At 69.4% G+C, this 25177-nt stretch carries 25 protein-coding genes; 16 read left to right on the top strand and 9 right to left on the bottom strand.

The window, feature by feature from the left end; all coding sequences use genetic code 11:
- Positions 1-460: 460 nt before the first annotated feature.
- Positions 461-1240 (bottom strand): GntR family transcriptional regulator, encoded by a 780-nt coding sequence (locus tag ACIO1C_RS31070; RefSeq protein WP_401869750.1) that lies wholly within the window; start codon positions 1238-1240, stop codon positions 461-463.
- A 17-nt stretch (positions 1241-1257) separates the two neighbouring features.
- Here ACIO1C_RS31070 and ACIO1C_RS31065 point away from each other — a divergent pair, with 17 nt between their 5' ends.
- Positions 1258-1752: an NUDIX hydrolase gene (locus ACIO1C_RS31065; RefSeq protein ID WP_401869747.1), complete on the top strand. Its 495-nt coding sequence runs from the start codon at positions 1258-1260 to the stop codon at positions 1750-1752.
- A 602-nt stretch (positions 1753-2354) separates the two neighbouring features.
- Here the strand turns inward: ACIO1C_RS31065 and ACIO1C_RS31060 are convergent.
- A complete protein-coding gene (locus ACIO1C_RS31060) occupies positions 2355-2873 on the bottom strand; it encodes an ImmA/IrrE family metallo-endopeptidase (RefSeq protein WP_401869745.1) in 519 nt (172 codons plus the stop codon).
- A 2-nt stretch (positions 2874-2875) separates the two neighbouring features.
- Positions 2876-3238, bottom strand: coding sequence for a helix-turn-helix domain-containing protein (locus tag ACIO1C_RS31055; RefSeq protein ID WP_401869743.1), 363 nt, complete (start codon positions 3236-3238; stop codon positions 2876-2878).
- A 395-nt stretch (positions 3239-3633) separates the two neighbouring features.
- Between ACIO1C_RS31055 and ACIO1C_RS31050 the strand changes: the two genes are divergently transcribed.
- The 3 genes from ACIO1C_RS31050 to ACIO1C_RS31040 all read left to right on the top strand — a co-directional run bounded on the left by ACIO1C_RS31050 (position 3634) and on the right by ACIO1C_RS31040 (position 5531).
- The gene (locus ACIO1C_RS31050) at positions 3634-3855 is read left to right on the top strand and encodes a DUF2188 domain-containing protein (protein WP_401869741.1); all 222 of its coding nucleotides are present in this window, start codon (positions 3634-3636) and stop codon (positions 3853-3855) included.
- Positions 3856-4811: 956 nt separating this feature from the next.
- The gene (locus tag ACIO1C_RS31045; RefSeq protein WP_401869739.1) at positions 4812-5213 is read left to right on the top strand and encodes a hypothetical protein; all 402 of its coding nucleotides are present in this window, start codon (positions 4812-4814) and stop codon (positions 5211-5213) included.
- A gap of 192 nt (positions 5214-5405) precedes the next feature.
- The gene (locus tag ACIO1C_RS31040; protein WP_401869737.1) at positions 5406-5531 is read left to right on the top strand and encodes a hypothetical protein; all 126 of its coding nucleotides are present in this window, start codon (positions 5406-5408) and stop codon (positions 5529-5531) included.
- A 23-nt stretch (positions 5532-5554) separates the two neighbouring features.
- Here ACIO1C_RS31040 and ACIO1C_RS31035 read toward each other — a convergent pair whose 3' ends face one another.
- On the bottom strand, positions 5555-6502 hold the full coding sequence (locus ACIO1C_RS31035) for a 2-deoxy-5-keto-D-gluconate 6-phosphate aldolase domain-containing protein (RefSeq protein ID WP_401869735.1): 948 nt from the start codon (positions 6500-6502) through the stop codon (positions 5555-5557).
- A 569-nt stretch (positions 6503-7071) separates the two neighbouring features.
- Between ACIO1C_RS31035 and ACIO1C_RS31030 the strand changes: the two genes are divergently transcribed.
- Positions 7072-7464 carry a response regulator transcription factor gene (locus ACIO1C_RS31030; RefSeq protein ID WP_401870087.1) on the top strand — a complete coding sequence of 131 codons (393 nt, stop codon included), beginning with the start codon at positions 7072-7074 and terminating at the stop codon, positions 7462-7464.
- Positions 7465-7515: 51 nt separating this feature from the next.
- On the opposite strand, the gene ACIO1C_RS31025 is transcribed toward ACIO1C_RS31030, so the two are convergent.
- Positions 7516-7986 carry a MarR family winged helix-turn-helix transcriptional regulator gene (locus ACIO1C_RS31025; RefSeq protein WP_401869734.1) on the bottom strand — a complete coding sequence of 157 codons (471 nt, stop codon included), beginning with the start codon at positions 7984-7986 and terminating at the stop codon, positions 7516-7518.
- 163 nt (positions 7987-8149) lie between these two features.
- On the opposite strand from ACIO1C_RS31025, the gene ACIO1C_RS31020 reads away from it, so the two are divergent.
- Positions 8150-9469, top strand: a complete 1320-nt coding sequence (locus ACIO1C_RS31020; protein ID WP_401869731.1) for an amidohydrolase family protein — start codon at positions 8150-8152, stop codon at positions 9467-9469.
- Here ACIO1C_RS31020 and ACIO1C_RS31015 read toward each other — a convergent pair.
- Positions 9424-9909, bottom strand: a complete 486-nt coding sequence (locus tag ACIO1C_RS31015; RefSeq protein WP_401869728.1) for a MarR family winged helix-turn-helix transcriptional regulator — start codon at positions 9907-9909, stop codon at positions 9424-9426. The genes ACIO1C_RS31020 and ACIO1C_RS31015 overlap by 46 nt on opposite strands.
- Before the next feature lie 147 nt (positions 9910-10056).
- Between ACIO1C_RS31015 and ACIO1C_RS31010 the strand changes: the two genes are divergently transcribed.
- From ACIO1C_RS31010 to ACIO1C_RS30985, 6 genes are all read left to right on the top strand, one after another.
- Positions 10057-11295 carry an amidohydrolase family protein gene (locus tag ACIO1C_RS31010; protein ID WP_401869726.1) on the top strand — a complete coding sequence of 413 codons (1239 nt, stop codon included), beginning with the start codon at positions 10057-10059 and terminating at the stop codon, positions 11293-11295.
- A gap of 235 nt (positions 11296-11530) precedes the next feature.
- Positions 11531-12466, top strand: a complete 936-nt coding sequence (locus tag ACIO1C_RS31005) for an ABC transporter ATP-binding protein (RefSeq protein WP_401869724.1) — start codon at positions 11531-11533, stop codon at positions 12464-12466.
- A complete protein-coding gene (locus ACIO1C_RS31000) occupies positions 12463-13314 on the top strand; it encodes an ABC transporter permease (protein WP_401869721.1) in 852 nt (283 codons plus the stop codon). The genes ACIO1C_RS31005 and ACIO1C_RS31000 overlap by 4 nt, the downstream gene beginning before the upstream one ends.
- A complete protein-coding gene (locus ACIO1C_RS30995) occupies positions 13311-14870 on the top strand; it encodes a sensor histidine kinase (RefSeq protein WP_401869718.1) in 1560 nt (519 codons plus the stop codon). Before ACIO1C_RS31000 ends, ACIO1C_RS30995 begins: the two co-directional genes overlap by 4 nt.
- Entirely contained in the window at positions 14867-15538 is a 672-nt protein-coding gene (locus ACIO1C_RS30990) for a response regulator (protein ID WP_401869715.1), read from the top strand. Before ACIO1C_RS30995 ends, ACIO1C_RS30990 begins: the two co-directional genes overlap by 4 nt.
- Positions 15539-15978: 440 nt before the next feature.
- Positions 15979-17208: an amidohydrolase family protein gene (locus ACIO1C_RS30985; protein ID WP_401870084.1), complete on the top strand. Its 1230-nt coding sequence runs from the start codon at positions 15979-15981 to the stop codon at positions 17206-17208.
- Between the two features lie 15 nt (positions 17209-17223).
- Here ACIO1C_RS30985 and ACIO1C_RS30980 read toward each other — a convergent pair whose 3' ends face one another.
- Positions 17224-17835, bottom strand: a complete 612-nt coding sequence (locus ACIO1C_RS30980) for a TetR/AcrR family transcriptional regulator (RefSeq protein WP_401869713.1) — start codon at positions 17833-17835, stop codon at positions 17224-17226.
- A gap of 149 nt (positions 17836-17984) precedes the next feature.
- Between ACIO1C_RS30980 and ACIO1C_RS30975 the strand changes: the two genes are divergently transcribed.
- The gene (locus ACIO1C_RS30975; protein WP_401869710.1) at positions 17985-19571 is read left to right on the top strand and encodes an MDR family MFS transporter; all 1587 of its coding nucleotides are present in this window, start codon (positions 17985-17987) and stop codon (positions 19569-19571) included.
- Here the strand turns inward: ACIO1C_RS30975 and ACIO1C_RS30970 are convergent.
- Positions 19517-20131, bottom strand: a complete 615-nt coding sequence (locus ACIO1C_RS30970) for a cysteine hydrolase (protein ID WP_401869707.1) — start codon at positions 20129-20131, stop codon at positions 19517-19519. The genes ACIO1C_RS30975 and ACIO1C_RS30970 overlap by 55 nt on opposite strands.
- Before the next feature lie 153 nt (positions 20132-20284).
- The gene (locus ACIO1C_RS30965) at positions 20285-21901 is read right to left on the bottom strand and encodes a protein kinase (RefSeq protein ID WP_401869704.1); all 1617 of its coding nucleotides are present in this window, start codon (positions 21899-21901) and stop codon (positions 20285-20287) included.
- A gap of 149 nt (positions 21902-22050) precedes the next feature.
- Between ACIO1C_RS30965 and ACIO1C_RS30960 the strand changes: the two genes are divergently transcribed.
- From ACIO1C_RS30960 to ACIO1C_RS30950, 3 genes are all read left to right on the top strand, one after another.
- A complete protein-coding gene (locus ACIO1C_RS30960; protein ID WP_401869701.1) occupies positions 22051-22782 on the top strand; it encodes a TetR/AcrR family transcriptional regulator in 732 nt (243 codons plus the stop codon).
- Positions 22779-23960 carry an FAD-dependent oxidoreductase gene (locus ACIO1C_RS30955; protein ID WP_401869698.1) on the top strand — a complete coding sequence of 394 codons (1182 nt, stop codon included), beginning with the start codon at positions 22779-22781 and terminating at the stop codon, positions 23958-23960. The genes ACIO1C_RS30960 and ACIO1C_RS30955 overlap by 4 nt, the downstream gene beginning before the upstream one ends.
- A gap of 185 nt (positions 23961-24145) precedes the next feature.
- A complete protein-coding gene (locus ACIO1C_RS30950; RefSeq protein WP_401869696.1) occupies positions 24146-25018 on the top strand; it encodes an NAD-dependent epimerase/dehydratase family protein in 873 nt (290 codons plus the stop codon).
- Positions 25019-25177: the final 159 nt, after the last annotated feature.

Here is a 25177-nt window from a genome sequence, read left to right as displayed (position 1 = left end):
ACCCGCCGACCCGTGAGGGTCACCATCGGGGCGAAGCGCTGTTCAGAGGTTGGGAATCAGGAGCGCGGAATTCCGGCTCCTCCTCGGCCCTGCCCGTACGACCAAGTGGCCGGACGGGCAGGGGAGGCAACCGGCCGAAACGCCGAAGCGCTGCGGTGTGGTCGGGTCGTACGGGTGTCTCCTTCGGGAACACGGGCTCCCGTCATAGGCGTATGGAGACGTGACCTTTCGGTCTAAGCCCTCCGGACTGACCAGGCGCCGGGAACCTCGGCCCCCTCTGTCCGGGGCCCCTTGACTAGCCGCGCACCCTTTCGGGCACGCAATGCACGGAGTCTCACGACTCCTGTAGTCCTGCACTCATGTGCAGGAGATGCGTTCATGAGAATGACTCAACTCCTGTACATGAGTCAACCCGCCGCGACAGATTTCTTCGCAGCGGGCTGTGGGAGGCGCACGACAGTCAGTCCCCGGCGGGGATTCGGTAGTCGAGAACGAACTGGTCAGCGGCCATGATCGTGTCGCAGACCTCCACGATGCGACCGTCTTCTGTTTCCGCGCTGCGGGTCAGATGAAAGACGGGTGCACCAGGGCTGAGGCTGAGCGCGCCGGTCTCTTGCTTGGTCGCGAGCCGGGCACGGACCGTCTCGGTGAACTCCTTGAGGACGTGGCCGTTCTCCTCCAAGCGCGCATAGATGCCCCCGCCGCCGGGGTTCTCCTGGGATAGCTCCGGGATGTTCTCTGCGATGTCCCACGGGAGGTAGGAGGTCGCCTCTTCGGTCGGTGTTCCGTTGCTGAAATATAGGCGTCGACGTGCGAGAACCTTGCTCCCGGCGGGGACGTCCAGACGTTCCGCGATGTCGCCCGGCGCTTCGATCGGGCCCACGTAGAGGACTGTCACCCCAGGTGTCTTTCCTGCTTGCTCCGTCTCTGCGATGTAGGCGGCCTTGCCAGCCCTGCGGTGTGACCGGCGGAAGCGGTCGGAAGACTTGCGGCGTACGGGAGGCTGGCTCTTCACGAACGAGCCTTTGCCGTGGTGGGTGTCGATCAGACCCGTGGGGCGCAGCTCTGCCACTGCCTTGCGCGCGGTGCCCTGCGATACCGAATAGCGAGCCATCAGCTCGGACTCACTGGGTACCTTCTGCCCTGGCGCGAGGACCCCGGCCCTGATCTGCTGAGCGAGGTCTTCGGCGATCTGTAGGTACCGTGGCTGACCGGAGTCCCTAGAGGCTGTGATGCCCATACTCTTCTGTTCCTCCTATGCTCCTATACATGAGTAACGCTACCCAGGAGGGCGCGTCAATGTCGCTTCACTCGGTCTCTGTGGCCGGCGTCGTGGTTCGTGATGACGGCCGCGTCCTGGTCATTCGCCGTGCCGATAACGGCGCCTGGGAGGCGCCGGGCGGCGTCCTGGAGCTGGATGAGCGGCCCGAAGACGGGGCGTGCCGGGAAGTACTGGAAGAGACCGGGATCAAGGTAGACGCGGTGCGCCTGACCGGCGTCTACAAGAACATGACGCGTGGCGTCGTCGCGCTGGTCTTCCTCTGTCGGCAGGTCGGGGGAGAGGAGCGCACGTCAAGTGAGTCCGTGGACGTTCGGTGGTTCACGCGTGAGGAGGTCCAAGCCGAGATGCTTGAGGCTTACGCGGTGCGTGTCCTCGACGCCCTTGGTGACAGCGCGCCCCAGGTGCGAGCACATGATGGTCGCCGACTGCTCGACGGCTCCGATTGGCACGCCTCCCCGAAAGTGTCATGACCCCTGGGCTGACACCTCCGTCCGGGACCGCCACGGCCACCCTGTCGGCCAACGGAGGCTGCACCAGAGTTGGGTGGACGAAACTCTGCTGGCCAGAACTGGTTCTGCAGGGGCGAGCGGGCGGCCCTAAGGGTCGGTGAGTTACGAATTTCTCTACTGCTTCAAGGCACCCGGCTGCGCTCCGCTCCGCCGGGCGCGCTTCCCGGCTCTGGCTGCGCCCGCGCTCCTGCCTTCGGCCCGCTCGGCGCTGCCGCCGCCGAGGCGCCCGCTGTGTAGGCCCGAGGGCATGAGACGAGAACCAAAAGCCGCGACACAAAGCATGCCTCCGGCGGGGGCGCTTCGGCACCGGGATGGAGGGGAGCGCCATTCGTGGGTGCCGGCCGGAGCGGGGCGAGCGTCGTGGGGCTCCCATCCCGACCACCTCCGACCCAGGCAAAGCCGAGCAGCCGCGGCCCAGGGCGTCAAGGTCGTTCGTACAGTGGCGCGCTCCACCTTGACGCCCTGAACCACGACCGCTCCACAGTGTGTGGGTCGAAGGCGGACGGGATGGGAGCCGGGGTGAGTGGTGGGTTGAGGAGCTGCACGGAGCCGAGCGGGGGGATTCAGGAAGCGAGGATGCCGAGATTAATCAGGCGATAGCCCATGGCTTCAGCGCTCACGTCAAAATCTCTGGCCAATTTAACGATCATTCGATCCCGGGTGATATTTCCATCTTGCGCATAAGAGACTACCTGGGATCGAATCATCTGAGCGGGCATGAGGATTTCGGCGGCAAAGGCGTTTGCTTCAACCTCTTGTTCATTTGTCCCCAGGCTGGACACATCGTCGCGCCAGTCAATTCTCATTGCGTGATCTACAATGAGCGGCTTTCCTTCATGGAGATCGAGGTGGCCCATTTCGTGGGCAATTGTGAAGCGCTGACGCCTAGGACTGGTTGCCGAATTAACACCAATGATCCTAGTTTGACCGTCTCTGAGGGCAAAGCCGGACTGCGTGCCATCGAACGCCTTACGCGTAATGATCACGCCCTCAGCGCGAGCGATCGCCTCTATTGGCACAGGGAAACTGTCGACCGCATGCTTTCCCAGGAGGGACTGTGCGGCTCTAACGGAATTTGACACGTTCACTCCTTCGCCTCCGACTTTCCGATCAGGTGGGCAAGCGCGCTTTCTACGAAATCTCGACTACTCTCGTCCGCATCCTGTAGCTGTTCATCGATATTATTCAACTCGGGTGCGGGCTGACTCTCGCGCATCTCCGGTAGGAGCTCGGAGACGTTGATATTTAGCGTTTCCGCAATCAGCACGACCACATGCAGGGGAAGCCGCTGGCGCCCACCCTCGATGTTTGCAATCGACGAACGCGCCAGGCCGAGAGGTACGGCCAGTTCGGCTTGAGTCAAGCGTGCGGCGGACCGCGCGTCGCGGATTCGATCCCCCACGGATGCATAGAAACGGTCGACCTGGGGGTCGTCTGGCTGCGGCATGCCCACTCCCTGCGATGAATCCACTAACTCTAACAGTGGATAGGTTTGCCTCACAAACGTTACCGACAGGTAACGCTAAGGATGTCAGCATGGCTGACCGATCTTGACGAATGATGCCCCCTGTGAGTAGCGTTTCCGTTGCAAGCGCGCCGCGATCACGACAGCGGCGGACGAGCGGTGCATGCAACACACATGCGCAGCCGACTGAAAGGAGGAAGCCGTGGCAAAGAACACGGGCGCCGGCCACCGGCGAGGGGCAGTCCGAAGCCGAAGTCAGGCTCTTAACACCAGGACGAGCACGTGGACCCTGCGGGACGCGCTGACTGGCAAGTTCCTGAACGCCAAGAGCGACAGCAAGCCCTTCAAGGGCGTACGTAAGGAGAAGTGAGGACGCTATGGCCCGTACGAGATACCGGGTTGTGCCGAATGGCGGCACGTGGCAGCTGCGCCGTGAGGCGGAGCCGCTGTCGAACCACACGTACAAGTACCAGGCAGTCGATGCGGGGCAGCGCATCGCGCGCGCCAATCAGCCCAGCCAACTGATCATCCACAAGGCGGACGGCTCGATCGAGACCGAGTACACGTACGGGGACGACCCGTACCCGCCGAAGGGGTGAGTGGGGGCTGAGGCCAGCACAGGACGGCAATCCGCAGCCCCAGCCCGCACCATCTCGCCGTAATCGTATCGAAGGCCTCGCCCTCATCTTCCTGAGGCGCGAGGCCTTCGGCGTGTGCCCATGTCTCTGGCACCCATGAGCGGGCAGAGGGGTACTACAGCGAAGTACCGCAACCACAGCAACCGGGCCCCGTCCAACAGCGTCGGGCTGAGGCCTCACTGCGGCCGGTATGACCGTGGTTGGCCGATCCACATCGAGCTACGCCGGAGGCGTTCAGCTCGTCTAGGAGAGCGAGTGTCTAACTGAGCTACAACCGCGACGTACTGGCGTGAACGTCCATGGACATCCACGGACTATCGTTCCAGCTCAACTGCTCTTCCCTCGCAGGTCGGTAGATACCCCGAGCTGCTTCGGGACGAAGAGGTCGTGGTCTCACTTGCGGTCTCAGTCACATTCCATTCCCGGGGCGGTCCACCGACGTCCGTCAAGGTGTGACAGACCCTCTGGCCAGGCGCGGGATCGGTACGGCGGAAGCCGGTGGACGTCCCCGGACAAGATCGGACAACTTGTAATGCGTAGGTCGTCGGTTCGAATCCGACAGGAGGCTCGATCAAAGGCCAGCTCAGAGGCCGTAAGCCCCCGGAACTGATCTCAGACCGGGGGCTTCTGCGTGCGCGATGCGCGAGCGGGGGTGCTCGGCGCGCTTCTTCCGGGGTCGTAGGAACGGGCCGCCCATCACGCCCGAGGATTTCGGCGGCTGCGACCCCATCACCTGGCACGCCCACCCAGGTGCCTCGACCGTGGCGTCGCCGACCCGCTGCCGCGGCAGCCCCGTCGGCCTTCGCGCCGGTCGGCGCGTCCGTGACTGGAGGTCGGCCGGGGCTGGGTCAATGCTCCGTCCCAGGCGACACAGCACGCCTAGACTGACCCGGCCGCCACGGAAGGAATGATCACAAATGCGACCCGCACGATTTCAGGACTTCACCCTCGACCTGGCCAAGAACACCCCCGGCGTGACCCGCGTCCAGACCCTCGCGGACGCCGGAGACACCACTCGCCCGTTCGGAGTGGCGATCACGACCGGCGACGGCGAGGCGCGGCGGCAGATCATCGGCCAGCTTGCGGACGGCGAGAAGCACGAACAGCCTGATGTGCCCGTCAGCGGCGACCCGTTCGGGACCTGGGCCGAGCCCGAGCCCGGGGATCACGAGGCCTGGCTCGCCGCGGTCCTCGCGCGGGCGGAGTCCCCGGAGATCGCGAACATCGGACGCTGGTCGACCCGCCCCGGGGGGAAGGAATCACCGGGGCTCACCGTCTTCTTCCACAACGGGGCGCGCGTGTTCGTGCGGAAGATCTGACCTCCCCGGCCGCCGGCCGGGGAGGCGCGACCTGAGCGCAAGAGAGCCCCGGCCACCAGCGCTCGGTGGGTGGGGCTTTTGCGTGGGCTCACGCAGGCCGTTGTGGGACGGTTTTGTTCGTGAACGCTCGGGCACCGTCTTGGACGCGGTCGGCGACGCCTTCGGCATACGCGACATCGGGGGGAGAGCAACGTGTCATACGGTCAGTTCCTGGCCAAGGGAGCCGGGGAGGGCACCCCGTCCTTCTGGATCATTGCCATCGCCCTGGTCGTCATCGTCGGGGTGGCGTTCTTGGTGAGCAAGGTGCGCAAGAGGTAGCACCGCCCGGCCCGGCTGTGCTTTTACGCCTCGCGCTGGCGTGCCCGGACGTAGTACCGCGCGTAGCCGACGTACGCGTCGGTGATGGAAGCGCGTGTCTCGTCGCGGCCCGTGCGGCCGTGGACGTAATTCTCCAGGGCGTCCCACCAGATGCTCCGGCCGATGGCGAAGCCCATGAATCCCTCCACGGGTGCGGCGATCTTCAGCCAGCGGTCCAGCTTCTCCCTGGGGGCGTGACGGCCCAGGACGACGCATCGTGCGTCCCGTGTGCCGCGGCGGGCGGTCCGGGCCACGGCCTCGGCGTCCGCGCGGCTCTCCAGGCCTTCCACCTTCCAGATCGCGGGCTCCACGCCCCGGTCCTGGAGGTACTCCATCACCCGTACCGTGGCCGCGCCGCGCAGTTCCTTGTCGTACCGGTCGGCTGAGCCGTCGACCGCCGCGAGGTCGGCCTCCGTGGCCGGCACCAGCAGTTCGAGGATGAGGCTCCGGCCCGCGGAATTCCCCCAGGAAACGACCCGCGCCAGCCGCGCGGCCTGTGCGTTCCGGTCGGATTCCCCGTAGCCCGGATTGTCACGCACCAGAACCTTCGAGAACGCGGCCGGAAAATACTCGGCATGCTGCTGCCAAGCAGCTCCGTACTCGAAATGGAACCAGTCCTGTCCGCTCTCCTCGACCGGCATGGCCAGGTCGATCTGCCCGCTCAGCACCGCCAGTTCGGCCGCGGTGGCCCCGTAGCGCTCATCGATGAGCAGGCCGGCCCGGGTCGATTCCGGGAAATGCGGCAGGGCGTCCAGGACCGCTTCGTACACCAGCAATTTATCGCCGGCGATTCTCGCGGCCTGCGACGGAGTCGGGGTGGCGGTCAATCCGTAAAGGTCGGTTTCCAGGCTTGCCCGGTGGTCTACGGCGCAGATCAGGAGATCTTCATGCCTCGGCGTGTTCGCGGGATTGTTCTGCGCGGTCCAGGACAAAGGAATCCCTCCTCGCTTTTACGCCCCTTGCATTTTAACCGGATGTGGGATGGTGTGCCACGCGCGTCTTTCTCCGGACAGCGCGAGGAACAGCTCGGGGACGAGTGCTGCGGCACCCGCGTACAGCGGCTGTGGTACGCCGAAGAGCCTGCCGACAGACGACGACGATGACGTCCGGGGACGAACCATGGGGACACATTCCCCGGGGCTGCCTCCGGTGTCCGCCGGCCGGTCCCGGGCGGGGCGCCGCGTACCTGCCGCACAGCGGCCCCGGGCAGACGCAATGCCTGCTGGAGCACCTGACGGACACCACGTCCTCGGCGCTGCACGAACTGAAGGCGACCCTCGGCCTGCTGCGCCGGGCCGATCATCCGGACGCTCCCCTTGAGCCGGCCCCCGGCCTCGTACAACTGCCTGACCTGGTCGCCGCGTTCGGGAAGGCGGGACTGATGGTCACCGTCTCGTCGCAGGGGACCCGCCAACGCCTCACGATCACCATCTCCGATGGAGCCGCGAGTGGATCCGCGAGTAGATCCGCGAGTAGAACCCGAAGAGGAAAGCGTGACGCCGTGACCATCCGGGTAGTACTGGCGGACGACCAGGCCCTGCTCCTCGGGACGTTCCGGCTGCTGATCGATTCCTGCGACGACATGGAAGTGATCGCGGTCGCGGGCGACGGGGGAGAAGCCGTCGCGGCGGTACGGGCCACTCGTCCCGACGTGATCGTGATGGACATCCGCATGCGCGGCCTCGCGAGCGGATTCCTCGGCAAGGACGTCGGATCGGGTACGTTCCTCGACGCCATCCGTACGGTCGCCGCCGGCGACGAGATCGCCGCGCGGCTCTGCCTGAGCCCCCTGACCGTACGGACCCACGTGCACCGCGCGATAGCGAAACTGGACGCCCGGGACCGGGCGCAACTGGTCGTCATCGCTTACCGGTCGGGCCTCGTGCAGCCGTGAGTTCCGGCGGTCGGACGCCCCGCCGACCTCGGCTTTCCGCGCGAGATTCGGTCAGTTCTCGGGGTCGGTCTCCCGCGTGCCGTGGGCGAGGTCCGTTTCGAGATTGGCGAGAAGTCGGTCCAGCAGGCTTTGCAGGACCTCGGTCTCCAGGTCGCTGAAGCCTCTCAGCGCGCGGCTGTTGGTCTCGTGCAGGGCCGCGAGCACCTGGGGGAGCGTCGCCAGGCCGGTCTCGGTCAGGGAGATCATGCTGACCCGCCGGTCCTGGGTGGACGGTGTGCGGCGGACCAGGCCGTCGCGTTCCATGCGGGCGAGCAGTTGTGCCATGGACGGCTGCTCGATTCTCGCCAGCCTGACGAGCTCCTTCTGCGGGAGCGCTTCCCCCTGTCCGAGTGCGGCCAGGACCGGCACCTGCCCGAAGGCCAGCCCCAGCGGGCGCAGTCGGCGGTCGTTGAGTCGGGCCAGGGTGCGCGAGGCGATGTTGATCGAGGCGGCGGGTGTGGGGTGGGTCTGTGGCTGGTTCACGCCCCTGAGTGTATAGGTGCCTATTGAAACGATGCATAGGTGCCTATACGTTGTCGGCGTCCGGCGTCCGGCGTCCGGCATCCGGCGTCCGGCGCCTGGCATCCGGTGTCGGGCGTCCGGCGTCTGGCGTCTGGCGTCCGGTGTCCGCAAGGAGAGGTAGTAAATGATCATTCACAACGTGACCGTCATCGACGGCACGGGAGCCGCCCCGATCGCCGGCGCGGAGGTCGTCGTGACCGACGGGCGGTTCAGCGCCGTCCTCCCCGCGACGTCGGAGGAGCGGGCGGTCGGCGACGGTCCCGTGATCGACGGCCGGGGCGGCTACCTGGTCCCGGGCCTGTGGGAGAGCCACACCCACCTGAGCGGGTATCTCATGGGCAAGCCCGGGAACGAGCGCGGCCAGCACCTCGCCACACTGATGGCGGAGTTCCTGGCCGTCGGGGTGACCAGTGCCGTCGACCTCGGAGGTCCCCTCGGCCTCAGGGCCGAGGCGCGCGGTCACCTTGAGAAGGTCTCAGGGCCCGTGCCCCAACTGTTCTTCGCGGGTCCCGTTTTCACCGGGATCAACGGCTGGCCGGTTCTGGACATGAAGGAGCGCGCCTCCCTCGCGTACCAGATCGACAACGCCGACGACGCCTACCGCCAGGCCCTGCAACTCGCCGACCAGGTGGACTTCCTCAAGTGCGTCTACGACGGTGAGCCGGGCGCACCCGACAAGCTGCCCCTCGACGCGCTGAAAGCCATCGTCACGGCCGCGCACGAGAAGGGCAAGAAGGTGCTCGCGCACGTCCACCACCGCTCCGAACTGGAAGAGGCGGTGGCGGCCGGGGCGGACGCCATCGAGCACGCGTTCCTGCCCGACGACCCCGGCAGCACCGCGGAGGCCCTCGACGTGGCGGCGATGCTCGCGGAGACGAACACGTACTACTGCCCGACGCTGGTCACCTGGGAGCAGCTCGGGCGCAACGGCGACGACGGCTACCTCCGGGAGCTGGTCGCGGACGGCATCCTCACCGACGCGGACATTCCGGGGATCACCGGCCGTCCGTTCTACGGGAAGCCGTTCCCCCGGCATTCCGCGGAGGAGTCCCGTATCCGGTTCGACTACGCGATGGACACGCTCGGGCTGATGTACGACGCCGGGGTGAGGATCGCCGCCGGGAGCGACGTCGCCCTGCTGATGCCCTCCCCGCCCAAGGCCTACCTGCGGGAGCTGCAACTGCTCGCCAGGGCCGGTCTGCCGATGTCGGCGGTTCTGGCGGCCGCGACCCGGCACGCGGCCGGGAAGATCGGCCAGGACGCGACGGTGGGGACGATCACCGAAGGCGCGGTCGCGGACGCGCTCCTGCTCGACGCCGACCCCCTAGCCGGCATCGCGCACCTGGTCGACCCCGCCCACCGGGTGGGGACGCTGCGCGCTGGGCGGCCGAGCTGGGGTCAGGACGTGGTACGGGTGCCCAGCTCCGCGGCGGCTTCCGCGTAGTCGACCAGGAGCCGGGCGAATTCGAGGCGTTTGGCCTGGGGCCAGTCGCGGGTGATGTGCTCGAAGGCCTGGCGGTGCTGGCTGCCGAAGCGGTCGCGCAGGGCGATGCCCTCGGGGGTGAGCAGGAGCACCGTACGGCGGCCGTCGGTCTGGGAGGCGGCCCGTACGAGAAGGCCCGCGGTGATGCAGTCGCTCACCATCCGGCTGGCCACCGAGGAGTCCACGGTCAGCTGGTAGGCGACGCCGCCGACCGTCATCTCGCCATCGGCCTCGTCGACCACGTTGATGACCTGGTTCCGTGCCATGTCCTTGCGCGTGACCGGCGGATCGACATCCACCAGGGCGGTACGGCGGCGCAGCCGGGCGAATGCCGCGCCGACCGCGTCCAGCAGCGCGTCGTCCTGAGTCTCGTTCTGCCTGGTCTCGTTTCCCCTGGTCACTTTGACACCTTAGTCCCAGGTCGCTGTCAAACGCAATTACGTGCAACAATGCATGCATCTGCGTTTCGCAGGAGACCGGCAGGAGACCGGTGGGTGCCGGGAGACCCGGTTCACCGCGACGGATCGACAACGACGGGAAATACCCCCATGAGCACAACGGCCATCATCAACGCGCGGGTCTTCGACGGAGACCGGCCGCTGGAGGCGACCACCGTCGTCTTCGACCGCACCGGGATCCTCGCGGTGGGCGGGGAGGCACCCGCCGGGGCGGAGATCGTGGATGCCGCGGGCGGGACGCTGCTGCCCGGCCTGATCGACGCCCACGTACACACCAACGAGCAGGCTCTTGCCCTGGACCTGCGGTTCGGTGTCACCACGGCGCTGGAGATGCAGGGCAACCACACCGCCGGCAACCGTGCGCACATCACGGAGAACGACGCGGTGGCCGACATCCGCTCCTCCGGGTTCGCCATCACCCCGCCCGGTGGTCACCCGAGCGAGCTGTTCCCGGAGGGTTTCCGCCCCGGGCCGCCTCCCGGCGCACGCGGCCCGAAGCCGTCGGAGCCGGTGCCGCTGATGCCGTTCTCGACCACCCCCGAGGAGGCTGTGGCGTTCATTCCGCAACTGGTCGAGCGTGGTTCCGACTACATCAAGTTCATGGTCGACGACGGCTCGGTGGAGGGTCACCCGGGTCTGCCGATGCTCGACCGGGCGACCCTGAACGCGGGTGTCGCCGAGGCCAAGAAGCACGGCATGCTCACGGTCGCCCACGCGCTGACGATCGAGGCGACCCGGATGTCGATCGAAGCGGGTATCGACGGTCTGGTCCACCTGTTCATGGAGGGCCCGCACACCGAGGAGATCATCACACTGATCCGCGACGCCGGTGCGTTCGTGGTGCCGTGTGTGGTGCTGAACGCCTCGATGATGGGCATCACCGGTGACGAGCTGGCCGACGACCCGCGGGTGGCGTCGCGTCTGGACGAGCAGTGGATGAAGACGCTGCGCAGCAGCTTCGGCCACTACCCGCAGGGCAAGCTCAGTGACGTGTTCGGGTCGGTACGCGCGTTGCGGGACGCCGGCGTCGACATCCTGGTGGGTACGGACGCGTCGGCGCCGTTCGAGTTCCTGGGCGGTCTGGCCCACGGGGCGAGCGTTCACCACGAACTCCAGTACCTCGTCCGGGCCGGTCTGAGCCCGGTGGAGGCGCTGCACGCGGGGACCTCTGTCACCGCCCGCCGTTTTGGGCTGACCGACCGGGGCCGTATCGCCGAAGGCCTGCGCGCCGACCTGCTCCTGGTCGACGGCGACCCCACCACGACCATCTCCGACACGCTCAACACCCGCGCCGTCTGGCGCCGGGGCACCCGCCTCACCCACGCCTGAGCACCCCCCGCCGGGCGACCGCCGCATGGAGCGCGCGGCCCCCGGCGGGCACGGTCCGGGCCGACGCCCCTCCCCTGGCGTGGACAGCGCGCGCGGCTCATCCCGAAGTCCCCCCGGCCCGCGGTACCCCGGTACCGCGCCCGGCCGGGAATCAGCCCGTGGTACCGAGTGCCGGGCCGCTTCCCCTTCCTACTGTCGAGGAAGGACCCACGCACCGGACGACAGAGGAAGCAAGATGATCGAAGTAGAGCGGCTGACCAAGAAGTACGGTGCGAAGACCGCCGTCGACGGGCTGGACTTCACCGTCAGGCCCGGCGTGGTCACCGGATTCCTGGGGCCCAACGGCGCCGGCAAGTCCACCACCATGCGCATGATCGTGGGCCTGGACACACCCACCAGCGGGTCGGCGAAGGTCAACGGTCGTCCGTACGCGGCCCATCGGGCACCCCTCCAGGAGCTGGGCAGCCTGCTGGAGGCCAAGTCGATCCACCCCGGCCGCTCCGCCTTCAACCACCTCAACACCCTCGCGCTCACCCACGGCATCTCCCGCCGCCGGGTGGACGAGGTCATCGAGATGACGGGCCTCGCCCCGGTCGCCCGCAAGCCCGCCGGCGCGTTCTCCCTGGGCATGGGCCAGCGCCTGGGCATCGCCGCGGCGCTGCTCGGTGACCCGCGGACCGTGATGCTGGACGAACCCGTCAACGGCCTCGATCCCGAAGGGGTGTTGTGGATACGCAACCTCCTCACCGGGCTCGCCGCCGAAGGGCGTACCGTCTTCGTCTCCTCGCACCTGATGAGCGAGATGGCCCAGACGGCCACCGCCCTCATCGTCGTCGGCCGGGGCAGGCTCCTCGCCGACACCACCGTCGACCAGTTCATCCTGGACGCCGGGGGCCACAGCGTGAAGGTCGTCACCGCGGAACCCAACCGGCTGCGGGACCTGCTGCTCGCCCCGGACGTGGAGATCACCGGCGCCACCGGCTCGGGAGAGCTGCACGTCACCGGCCTGGACACGCGGCAGATCAGCGCGACCGCCTTCGAGCACGGGATCCGGGTCTACGAACTCACGCCCCGGACCGTCTCCCTCGAAGAGGCCTTCATGGCCATGACCGGTGACGCCGTCGAGTACCACGGCACCACCGCCGGCACCCCCCTCAGGAGCACCGTATGAACACCCTGGTCACCGAAACCGAAACCGAAACCGCCCCCGCCTCCGCCCCCGCCTCCGCGAAGCCGGAAACCGCCGACCACCGGGTCACCGGCACCCGCGTGCTGCGCTCGGAATGGGCCAAACTCCGCTCGCTGCGCTCCACCTGGATCACGCTGGGGCTGACCCTGGTGATCCTGATCTCCTTCGCGCTGATCTTCGCCTTCTCGTACGCACCCGGCGAACAGGGTCCGGCGTCGGACATCTCGGACGGCGTCGCCGTGGCACTCGGCGGGGTCGGCTTCGCCCAGCTCACCCTGGGGGTGCTCGGCGTCCTGGTGATGGCCGGCGAGTACTCCACCGGCATGATCCGCTCGACCCTGTCGGCGGTCCCGGCCCGCCTGCCCGTCCTGTGGTCAAAGATCGCCGGATTCGGCGCCCTCGCCCTTGTTGTCAGCACCGTCGCCGTGTTCGCGGCGTTCCTGTCGGTCCAGGGCGTGATCGGCGACACGGACCTCGCGGTCGGCCTCACCGACGCGGGCGTCGTCCGCAGTCTCCTGGGCGCCGGGTTCTCCCTGGCCCTGGTGGGGGTACTGGGCGTGGCGACGGGAGCCGTGCTCCGCTCGGTCGCCGGCGGCATCGGTCTGCTGGTCGGCCTCCTCATGCTGCTGCCGTTCTTCTGCGATCTGCTGCCGAGCGCCGTGAACGACGCGGTGAGCCCGTACCTGCCCAGCAACGCGGCAGGCTCGATGTTCACCCTCCATCCGGCGAGTGACGCCCTCAGCCCCGGAACCGGCCTGGTGGCCCTGGCGGGCTGGGTGGCTGTCTCGGCCGCCGGCGCCGCGTGGCGGCTCAAGCGTTCCGACGTGTGAGCGGCGCCCGTACGCCTCACCGGGAGCGGGAAGCCGTGGTGCCGGTCCACCCACAGCGGAGGGACCTGTTCCCGCCCGAGCTGGACGTCCTGCGCGGCAGCGCTCTGATACGCGGGGCCACGGCCTGGGCCGATGCCCTGCGCAGGCTGAGCCGCGAGCACCCGGTGGTGTGGTACGCGCTGCCGGCGCTGCTCGTGCTGGCGGGCGGACTCCTCGATCTGTTCGACCCCACGCCCGGGCTGATCGCGGACGTGTCCGTGGACGCGCTGGGCCCCGGGGCCTCCGTCCTGGTCGCGGGCTCGATGGCCGGCCAGGCACTTCCCCTTCTCTGGCGTCGCCGGGCCCCGTCCGCCACGCTGGCGGCCGTACTGGTCTGCTGCCTGGTCCAGTGGTTCCTGTCCTCCGACTTCGGCACCGCCCTCGTCAGTCTCATGATCGCCCTGTACTCGGCGGCCCGTTACGACCGGATCAGGCGACTGCCGTGGTCGGGTCTGTACGTCGCGACGGCCCTCACCGTGGTCACCCTCTGGATCAGGCCGTTCAGTGAGCAGACGCTCTCCGCGCTCTTCTTCTCGTACTGCGCCGTCACCGCCGCGATCGCCGTCGGCCTGGTCTTCCGCGTACGGGAGGGGCAACTCGTCGTCCTGGCGGAGAGGGCCGCGCAACGGGAGGTCGACCGCAAGCAGCGCGAGCAGCTCGCCGTCTTCGCCGAACGCTCCCGCGCCTCACGGGAGATGCACGACATCGTCGGCCACCACCTCGCCGTGATCATCGCCCTCGCCGACGGCGCCGCGGCCGGCTTCAGCGCGGGCTCGGGCACCGGCTCCAGCTCCGGTACGGGCTCCAGCTCCGGTACGGGCTCACGCTCCGGTACGGGCTCTGGTACGGGCTCCCGCTCCCGTACGGCCTCCGGCACCGGCACCGGCACCGGCACCGGCACCGGCACCGGCACCGGCACCGGCTCCGGCGCAGACACCGGCCGTGCGCCCGACGTCCTGTCCATCATCGCCGGCACCGGCCGCCAGGCACTGAGCGAACTGCGCCGCGCGCTCGGCGCCCGCTGCGAGGACCCCGGCGACCGGGAGACCACCGCCGGCCTCGCCCCCCAGCCGGGAACCGCCGACCTCCCGGGGCTCCTTGAGCGCGCCCGGGCCGCCGGACCGCGCATCTCCTACCGTACGGAAGGTGATCACCACGCCATGTCCCCCGGCGTTCAACTGGCCGTCTACCGCATCGTCCAGGAAGCCCTGACCAACAGCCTCAAACACGCCGGACCCGACACCACCGTCCACGTGTCCCTGTGCGTCACCGGCCAGGAGGTGGACCTGCGCGTCCGTGACAGCGGCCCCCGCGTACCCCGGCCCGCGCCCGCCCCGGCGGCCGGCCACACCGCAGCCCTCACCGCCCCCGCCGGCCAAGGGCTCGTCGGCATCGCCGAACGCGCCGCCCTGTGCGGGGGCCGGGCCGAGGCCGGGCCAACAGGCGCCGGTGGCTGGCTCGTTCACGCCTCCCTGCCCCTGCTGCCACCGCCCGTACCCGGAGAGAACCCCCTGTGACCACGGTCCTGATCGTCGACGACCACGCGCTGCAACGCCTCGGTTTCCGCATGCTGCTCGACGCCCACCCCGGCACGGACGTCGTCGGGGAGGCCGCGAACGGTGCCGAAGCCGTACGGCAGGTGGCCGAACTGCGCCCCGACGTGGTGCTGATGGACATCCGTATGCCCGGCGTGGACGGCATCGAGGCCACCCGCCGCATCCTGGCGTCCGGCGGCCGGTCCCGTGTCCTCATGCTCACCACCTTCGACCTGGACGAGTACGCGTACGGCGCGCTGCGCGCCGGCGCCAGCGGCTTCCTCCTCAAGGACGCCCTACCGGGCGAACTCATCGCCGGTATAAGGGCGGTGGCGGAGGGGGACGCCGTCGCGGCCCCGGCGCTGACCCGCCGCCTGCTGGACACGTTCGTGCGGCAGGGCCCGCGACCGGCCGACCGGGACGGTGGCGCGGGCGGCGACCCCCGCGTGGCCGGGCTCAGCGAGCGGGAGGGCGAAGTCCTGCTGGCGATGGCACAGGGACTGACGAACACCGAGATCGCCGCGCAGCTGGTGCTGGCCGAATCGACCGTCAAGACCCACGTCAGCAAGGTGCTTGCCAGGATCGGCGCCCGCGACCGGGTCCAGGCCGTCATCATCGCGTACGAGGCGGGCCTCGTCGGAACCCGCTGACCCGTCACCGGGGTTCGGGGAGACGGGGTCGGCGGGTCATCCCCAAGTCGCCTCGCACCCCGGTACTCCGGTACCGCGCCGGGCCCTCAATCAGCCCCGTGGTACCGCGTGTTCGGCCGCTTCCCCTTCCTAAGGTGAAGACAGGGCCGCGGGCGGAAACGCGCCCGAACACGCCTCACCACCAGGGCCTGCCATCGCGTCCGCGATGCGCCCCCGCCCCCACCGGCGGATCCAGTGACGCCAATGACACCGGCCTGATCCGGCCGGGGGGCCTCAAGCGAAAGGGCTGTCCCATGTGCGGGATCCATCGCCGTACACTCCTGAAAAACGCCGGCGCGGGCGCCGCGGTCGCCGGAGCGGCGGTACTGCTGTCCGGCTGCGCCGACGAGACCGGCACCAAGGCGAGCGGCACCGCGTCGCCGAGCCGTAAGACCTCCGGTATGACCGCCATCCAGAACGTGCGGATCTTCGACGGCGAGCGGGTCATCACCGCCCGTACGGTTGTCATCGAGGGCCACAGGATCGTCCAGGTCGGCGGCAAGGCTCCCCACGGCGCCACCGTCGTCGACGCGTCCGGCGCCACCCTGCTGCCCGGCCTGATCGACGGTCACACGCACACCTCGGACGACGGGCTGAAGAACGCGCTGCTCTTCGGTGTGACCACCGAACTCGAGATGCAGGGCGGCGGGCACGACCCCAAGAAGACCGACAACAACGACAGCATCGCGGACGTCCGCTCGGCCGGCACCGGGGTCGGGGCGCCCGGCGGCCACCCCGCCGAACTGTTCCCCGAAGGCGGTCCGCCCGGCGTCCCGCCGGAGGGCGCGGACACCGGGGACGGATCGGGGCCGCCGCCGGACGAGGGGGTCTCGAACCCGCGGGAGGCGGTCAAGCTGATCCGCCGCGTCGTCGCGGACGGAGCCGACTACGTGAAGATCATGATCGAGGACGGCTCGGTCCTCGGCGCGACCAACCTGCCCGCCCTGAGCAACGACACGATCGTGGCGTCCGTGGCCGAGGCGCACAAGCTCGGCAAGATGGCCGTGGCCCACGCGCTGACCGTGCAGGCCTTCGAGCAGGCGATCGACGCGAAGATGGACGGTCTCGTCCACCTCTTCATCGACCAACCCGCCGACGCCAGGATCGTGCGCAAGGTCGCGGACTCCAAGGTGTTCGTCACCGCGTGCCTGTGCCTCAACAGGTCGATCATGGGCGAGACCGGCGCCGACTTCGCCGCCGACAAGCGGGTCAGCTCCCGGCTCAGCAAGGAGTGGCTGGACACCCTGCGCCACGGCAGCCTCAACCACTACCCGGAGGGCAACTTCGACGACGTCCTCGGGAGCGTCCTCGCGCTCCACAAGGCGGGGGTGGACATCCTGGTCGGTACGGATGTCTCGGTGGCCGTGCGCTACCTCGGCGGACTCGCCCACGGCGCCAGCGTCCACCACGAATTGCAGCTCCTCGTCCGGGCGGGGCTCACGCCCGTCCAGGCCCTGCGGGCGGCCACGTCCGTGCCGGCCCGCCGCTTCGGCCTCAAGGACCGGGGCCGTATCGCCGAAGGCCTGCGCGCCGACCTCCTCCTGGTCGACGGCGATCCCACCAGCACGATCTCCGACAGCCTGTCCATCCGCGAGGTGTGGCGCCGGGGAGCCAGGCAGCCCCAGCGCTGACACCGCCGCCCCTCTTCAGCGGCTGGGGACGAGCGTTCCCCAGCCGCTTTCGAGGAGGTCGAAGGCGCGGACGACGGCCTGGCGGGGGTCTTCGTGGCCACGGGCGGTACGGGGGGCCTCAAGGGCGAAGTGGGCCAGGGCCGTACAGGCCGGATCGTGCGCGGGCAGGCCGCTCTCCTCCGCGATGACCCGGGCGAGGGCGTCGGTGTGGCGCAGCCACATGGCCTGGACGTAGTCGCGCAGCGCCGGGGTGGTGTGGACCAGCTCGAAGAACGCGGTGAAACCGGCGTCGCCGTCCACGGCGGCCATGCGATGACGCAGCGCGTGGTCGCGCAGTGCCGCGGGGATCGACTGGCCCGGGGGGCGCTCGCGTACGGCGGCGAGCAGGAGGGCCTCCTGATCGGCGTCCTCGTCGAAGACGAGGGCTTCCTTGACGGGGAAGTGCTTGAAGAGGGTGGTGGTGGACACATCGGCGGCGTCCGCGATCTCGCGGATGCCGACGTCGTCGTATCCGCGCTCCAGGAACAGGCGCATCGCGGCGTCGCTGATGGACTGGCGCGTGGCGGCCTTCTTGCGCTCGCGGCGCCCCATCGGCGCTGCTGGGGCGGGGGAGTCGGTCGGTGGCATGCCCACGATCCTACCTCCAAGGTGGTGCGACTTCAAAAGTGCATCGGTTGCACTTATTGGGTCGCTGTGCTTTTCTGGGGTGGCGGTCGACGGAACACCGTCCCGCTTCCCCGTTTCCTTCCCCCTCTGTACGAAAGGGGTGATCAGCCATGTCCACGAGCGCATCCCTCCCCTCGACCCCCGCCGGCCCCTCGACCCCCGCCACCCCCTCCACGCCCGCCGGCCCGTCGGCCGTGCCGAAGAACGTGCGCTGGGTGATGCTCGGCATCATGCTCGCGATGCTGCTGTCGATGCTCGACAACATGGTCGTCAGCACCGCGATGCCCACGATCGTCGGCCAGCTCGGCGGCCTGGAGTACATCTCCTGGGTCGTGACCGCCTACACCCTGATCACCGCCATCACCACCCCGATCTGGGGCAAGTTCGGCGACCTGTTCGGCCGTAAATCCATGTACCTGGCGTCCATCGCCGTCTTCATCGTCGGGTCCGCCCTGTGCGGAGCGTCCCGGTCCATGGGCGAGCTGATCGCCTTCCGCGTCCTCCAGGGCGTCGGCGCCGGCGGGATCGGCGCGGGCGCGTTCGCGCTGATCGGCGTGCTCGTACCACCCCGTGAGCGGGGCAAGTACCAGGGCATGACCGCCTCGGTCATGGCGATCGGCACCATCGGCGGACCGCTGCTGGGCGGGTTTGTCACCGGCCACTTCGACTGGCGGTGGGCCTTCTACGTCAACCTGCCGCTCGGCCTGGTCGCTCTGGTGTGGCTGTGGCTGACGCTGCACGTGCCCGCGCCGCGCATCAAGGCGAGGATCGACTGGGCGGGCATCGGCCTGCTGACCCTCTCCATCACCGCGGTTGTCCTGGCCGCCACCTGGGCGGGCAGCACCTACGCGTGGGGCTCCTGGCAGGTCCTGTCGCTCGGCGCCGTCGCCGCGGCCGGGCTCGCCGCCTTTGTCTTTGTGGAGAAGCGGGTCAGTGAGCCGCTGCTGCCGCTGACCGTGTTCACCGGACACCGCAACTACCCGTTGGCGATGGCGTTGACCCTCGCCGCCGGTGTGGTCATGTTCGGTGCGGGCCTCTATCTGCCGCTGTTCCAGCAGAACGTCCAGGGGGCCTCGGCCACCCACTCCGGTCTGCTGATGCTGCCGATGATGGTCCCCGTCGTGATCGTCGCGACCATCGCGGGAAAGGTCATGTCGGCCACCGGCCGGTACAAGATCTTCCCCGTCGTCGGCGCCGCGTTCCTCACCGCCGGGCTCGGTCTGCTGGCGACGATGGACACCGGCACCTCAGTGGTGCTGACCAGCCTGTACATGGTCCTCGTCGGTATCGGCCTGGGCTTCACCATGCAGATGGCCGGCACGATCGCGCAGAACAGCGTCTCCCTGCGCGACATGGGCGCCGCGATGAGCTCGTCCAATCTCTTCCGCACCCTGGGCGGATCCCTCGGCGTGGCCGTCTTCGGCTCGCTGTTCACCCGCGCCGTCCAGTCCCACCCGCCCACCGGCGCCCAGGACGCCTACCTCACGGCGGTCGCGAACGGCACCAGCCACATCTTCCTCACCGGCGCGATCCTCTGCGCCCTCGCCTTCATCGCGTCGCTCTTCGTCATCGAGGTCCCGCTCCAGAAGGCCGGGCCGCCCGCGCCAGCCGCCGGGGCGCCCGCCTCACCCGCGCCCAGCGGTCAGAGTCCGGCGATGACGTCGGCCGAGGTCATGGGCAGGGAGAACATGGGGTAGTCGTACGTGATCGCGTTGTCGTGCTCCTCCTGGGAAGTGGCGGCAACGCAGTCCGGCACGGTGATGACCCGGTAGCCGTTCTCGTACCCGGTGCGCATCGTCGACTCGACGCAGCAATTGGTGAGGAAGCCGCCGAGGATGATCGTGTCGATCCCCTTGTGCCGCAGGACGAAGTCGAGGTTCGTGCTCGCGAAGGTGTCGAGGCCGCGCTTGCCCTCGATCACGATGTCCCCGTCGGCCGGGGCGAGGTCGTCCACGATCGCGGCGCCCCAACTGCCCTTGACGAAGGCCGACCCGTCCACGACCCCCTTGAGGATGCCGTACGGGTGCCGCGACAGTTCGCCGTAGCCGGGGGCGAACGTGATGGGCGCGTGCATGACGGTCACACCGGCGGCACGCGCGGCCCCGGCCAGGGCCACGGTGTTCGCGAGCATCCCGGTCTTCTCCATCACCCCGGCCACGGCCCCGTTGAGCACCCCGCCCTCGCTGGTGAAGTCGTTCTGGTACTCGATCAGGACGAGCGCGGTCTTCGCCGGATCAAGGCGGAAAGTCTCGGACATGACGGCTCCTCGGTGAGCTGGGACACATCAGCGGCACGAACAGCCTGCCCGGCAAGGGGAGCAATCAGTCAGAGGCGGGCAGGCTCACCCGCCCCACGCCGTCGAAACGGTGTCCGGCGCGCTCGCCTTCCCCTTCTCCCTCCCTCTCCGCAGTCAGACTCGGCAGGAGTCGGTGTGGGTGACTTCGCGGTAGTCCACAACGATGGGGTTGGCCATGGACTCGCGGTAGACGATGACAACCCGTCCGTACGGCCAGGTGATGTCGTCGCGGAAGCGCTGCTGGGCTTCACTACAACTGCCGAACATGAGTGAGCGCATGGTGTCGGTCCAGTCCGGATCGTCCTCGTACGTCTGGCCCTCCGGATAGCTGTTGGGGCCGAAGGTGACAAACATGGTCTGTGCCCGTGGGCTGAAGGTGAGGTTCACGCTTTCGTCCGCGAAAGCGTTGCCCTCGGAAGCCTCGACCGAGTCGCTGCGGAACCGCTGAGAAGCTGCCTTTTCCGCCGGCGTGACGGGGACTCGGGCGTCCACCCATTCCGCGATGGTCGGCTCCGCGTAGTCGCTGCGGGTGTACGCGGGCGAGGGTGCGGCCTGGGGCGAGGGTGTGACGGTCTTCGGTTTCGACGGCTTGGGGCTTTGTTGTCGCTTGCTGTTCATCTTGTCGGCCGCAGTCGCCTTCTGGGCCGGTCGGGGCTCGGGCTGACTGGCCGGCTTCGTGGCGTCCGGTATTCGGGGCGAATTGGGCTCGTAGGTCGCGGCCACTGCCCCGCCGATTCCTCCTACCGCCAGTGCCGCGACGATGACGACGCCGTAGAGCTTGGTGCGCGGGCGGCGCGGCGCGGGGGTTTGCCAGGTGGGATCGTCCTCTGGCGGCAGGTCCCAGTGGGCCGTCACCAGATCGGATATCAGAGTCGGCTGCTCGCTCCCGCGAGGACGGGCGGTCGTGATCTGGGCGGTGAGCAACTCCGCGCAGGAGTGGGCCAGTTCGGCCGCCGTCGGTCGGTCCGTCGGGTCCTTCGCCAGCGCCTTCTCCAGGAGCGGCAGCAGATCGTCCGGGACCCCGTCGAGGTCCGGCGCGCCGGACATGACGCGGAACGCGACAGCCTCAGGTGCGCCGGTGCCGAACGGGAGGCGGCCGGTCGCGGCGTACGCGACGAGCGCTCCCCAGGCGAAGATGTCGCCCGCCGGCCCGACCGCGCCGGTCCGGTAGTGCTCGGGGCTGATCCACCCAGGAGTGCCGGTCATCACGCCGGTGCGGGTCACGGCTGTGCCGTCCAGGGCGTGGGCGATGCCGAAATCCAGCACGCGTGGACCGTCGGGCGCGAGGATGACGTTCTGCGGCTTCACATCCCTGTGTACGACCCCGGCGGCATGGATCGCGGCGAGGGCGGCGGCGGTGCCCGCGGCCACCGCGTGCAGCCGGCCGCCGGTCAGGGGGCCGGTGTCGGCCAGGTACCGACTGAGGGTCGGACCCGGTACGAACGGAGTGGCCAGCCAGGGCGTGGCGCTCTCGGTGTCGGCGTCGTACAGGGGAACCAGGCTCGTGCCGGTCACACGCCGGGACAGATGGACCTCGCGCCGGAAGCGGGCGCGAAATTCCTCGTCGCCGGCCAGCGGGGAATGGACGATCTTCACGGCCAGCCGTAACCCGGCCGCGTCGAGCGCGGCGTAGACCGTACCCATACCTCCGGTCCCGAGTCGGCCGACGACGCGGTACGGCCCGATGCGGCGCGGATCGCCGGGCTGCGCCGACTGTATGGGGCTGGACACACATGCTCCTTGAACGTCGTCAGCGAACGTCGTCAGCGGCGTTCCGGTGAGCCTGACGCATCGTATCGACCGCGCTCTGTGCAGGAGGTGTTTCGTTCGATGCGACGAACGAACTTGTTCGTAACGAACATGTTCGTTACGGTCGGGGTGTGACTTCACGCGAATCCGTACCCCGTAGCCGTCGTGAGCGGCCCGCCAAGGCCGCTCTCACCCATGACGGGATCGTTGCCGCCGCCGTGGGGCTCATGCGGGCCGAGGGGCTTCAGCGCGTCACCATGCGGCGGCTGGCTCAGGAGCTCGATACCGGGGCCGCTTCGCTGTACGTGTACGTGGCCAATACCGCTGAGCTTCATGCGGCGATCTTGGAGGAGTTGCTGGGGGGCGTTGAGCTCGCGCCGGGGGGCGGGGGTGGGGGTGTGACTCGGGGTGAGGGTGAGGGTGAGGGCTGGTGTGATCGGCTGGTTTCCCTCCTCGGGTCGTACACGCGTGTTTTGTTCGAGCACCCCAGCCTCGCCCACTCCGCCCTGGTCGCCCGGCCCTCCGGGCCCCACTACCTCGCCCTCGTCGAGGCGATCCTCGCCCTCCTGCACGAGGGTGAGGTGCCCGACGCGCAGGCCGCCTGGGGTGTGGACGTGCTGTTGCAGGTCGCCACCGCCACCGCCGCCGAGCAGTCCACCCGCGGCCGGGCCGCGGACGCGGAGGCCGAGCACGACAGGCTCGTCGCCGCGCTGCGTGACGTCAGTGCCGTCACCCATCCACGGATCGCCGCCCTCGGGACCGCGCTGCTCTCCGGCTCCCACGAGCAGCGCCTGGCGTGGATATTCCGCATGGTCATCAACGGGGCCAGGAACACCCCGGTCACAACGGAGGCATCCGCATGAGTACGTACCACCCCATCGCGATCATCGGCGCCGGCCTCGGCGGTCTCACCCTCGCTCGCGTTCTGCACGTGAACGGCATCGACGCGGCCGTCTTCGACCTGGAGCCCGACCGGCTCGCCCGTACCCAGGGCGGCATGCTCGACATCCACGTCGAGTCCGGGCAGGCCGCCCTGCGCGCCGCCGAGTTGTACGAGGGGTTCCTGGCCCGGGTCCATCCCGGTGGCGAATCCCTGCGCGTCTTCGACTGGCACGCCCGGCTCGTGCTGGAGGAGACGGACGACGGCGAGGGCAGCCGCCCCGAGATCGACCGCGGCGACCTGCGCGACCTCCTGCTCGACTCGCTCCCCGAGGGGACCGTGCGCTGGGGCGCCAAGGTCACCGGCGCCCGGCCGCTCGAGTCCGGGCCGCTCGGCTCCGGGCCGCTCGGCTCCGGGCAGCACTCCGGGCGGCACGAGGTCAGCCTCGCCGACGGCACCACCTTCACCACCGGCCTCCTCGTCGGGGCGGACGGCGCCTGGTCCCGTGTCCGCCCGCTGCTCTCCGACGCCCGCCCCGCCTACACCGGCATCTCCTTCGTCGAGCTGGACCTCTTCGACGCCGACACCCGCCACCCCGAGAGCGCCCGGATCATCGGTGCAGGCATGTGCTTCGCCCTCGGCGACAACCGGGGGTTCCTCGCCCACCGCGAAACGGATGGCAGCCTCCACCTCTACGTCGCCCTGCGCGCCGCCGAGGACTGGCTGTCCACGATCGACTTCACCGACGCGGACGCGGCCAAGGCCGCCGTACTGGAGCACTTCGAGGGCTGGGACCCGGCTCTGCGGCGGCTGGTCACCGACGCCGACGGCCCGCCGGTGCCCCGGCTCATCCACGCGCTGCCCGTCGCACACCGCTGGAAGCGCGTCCCGGGCGTCACCCTGCTCGGCGACGCCGCCCACCTGATGTCCCCCTTCGCCGGGGAAGGCGCCAACCTCGCCATGATCGACGGCGCGGACCTGGGCCGGGCACTCGCCGCGCACCCGGGGGACGTGGAAGGCGCGCTGGCCGCCTACGAGGCCTCCCTCTTCCCGCGCGGCGAAAGCACCGCCCGCGAATCCGCGAAGAGCCTGGACATGATGTTCGACGACCGCGCGCCGCAGCCGCTCGTCGACATGTTCGCCGCCTTCGCGTCGAGGTGAGTGAAGGTGAGTGAATACGCCTTCCTGTGCGTTCCTTCGGGTGGTCATCAGCGGCTCCGGCCAGGTGACCGGGCCGCCGGGCCCATCGGCAGTGCCACGATGGGCGATCGCGCCGCCCCTCGTCGGCCATGAGGCCGAGGCTGGGCGGATCTTCCCGGCCGGACCAACCAGAGGACTGATCCACCATGCGTGTCTTGGTCGCGGGCGCCACCGGTGCGGTGGGCCGACTCCTCGTACCCCTGCTGTTGGACGCCGGACACCAGGTCACCGGTATCTCCCGCACCCTCGCGGGCACCGAGCGGGTACGGCGGCAGGGCGCCTCGGCGGTCCAGGCCGACGCGCTCGACCGGGACGGTCTGCTCCAGGCGGTGACCTCGGCCGCCCCCGACGCGGTGATCAACCAGCTCACCGACCTGTCGGACGCCGACGGCGAGGCCACCAACCGGCTGCGCCGGGAGGGCATGCGCAATCTGGTGGACGCGGCCAAGGACGCCGACGTGCACCGGATCGTCGTCCAGTCGATGGCCTGGGTGTACGTGCCCGGGGACAAGCCGGCCGACGAGACCGTACCGCTCGACCTCGGCGCGGCGGAGCCGCGAGGCGCGATGGTGGACGGGGTACGGGTGCTGGAGGAGACGGCGGCCGAGATCGACACCGCGGTGCTGCTGCGGTACGGCGTCCTGTACGGCCCCGGCACCTGGTACGCGCCGGGCGGTGCCGTGTCCGCCGCCCTGGGCGGTGATCGGGAGGCGCGTTTCCTCGGGAACATCGAGGCGGATCTCTCGGTGAGTTCGTTCGTGCACGTCGCCGATGCCGCGCGGGCCTCCGTCGGCGCCCTCAACTGGCCTTCCGGTCCGGTGAACATCGTGGACGACGAGCCGGCGCGGGGCCGCGCGTGGCTGCCGGTCCTGGCCGCCGCGCTCGGACGGCCGGCGCCGGGACCCGTCTCGGGACAGCAGAGTTGGGCGCGGGGGGCGTCCAACGAGCTGGCGCGCTCGCGGGGTTGGGAACCCGAGTACGCGTCCTGGCGGGCGGGCTTCGCGGCACAGGACGCGTGACGGTTCGTCAGGCAGTACGAAACACCGAGGGGTGGGGGGGGGGGTGCGGCCCCCCCCCCCCCCCCCCGCCGGCCCGCCCCCGGGGGTTTGGTTTGTTATGGGCCCGACCGCCCGGCCCCGCCCGCCCCGCGCGCCCCGCGCCCCGCGCGCCCCCCCGGG

The sequence above is a fragment of the Streptomyces sp. NPDC087420 genome, assembly GCF_044744165.1.
Lineage (GTDB): Bacteria > Actinomycetota > Actinomycetes > Streptomycetales > Streptomycetaceae > Streptomyces.
Note: the sequence above shows the minus strand (reverse complement) of the source record. Positions and strands in the feature narration are given on the sequence as shown.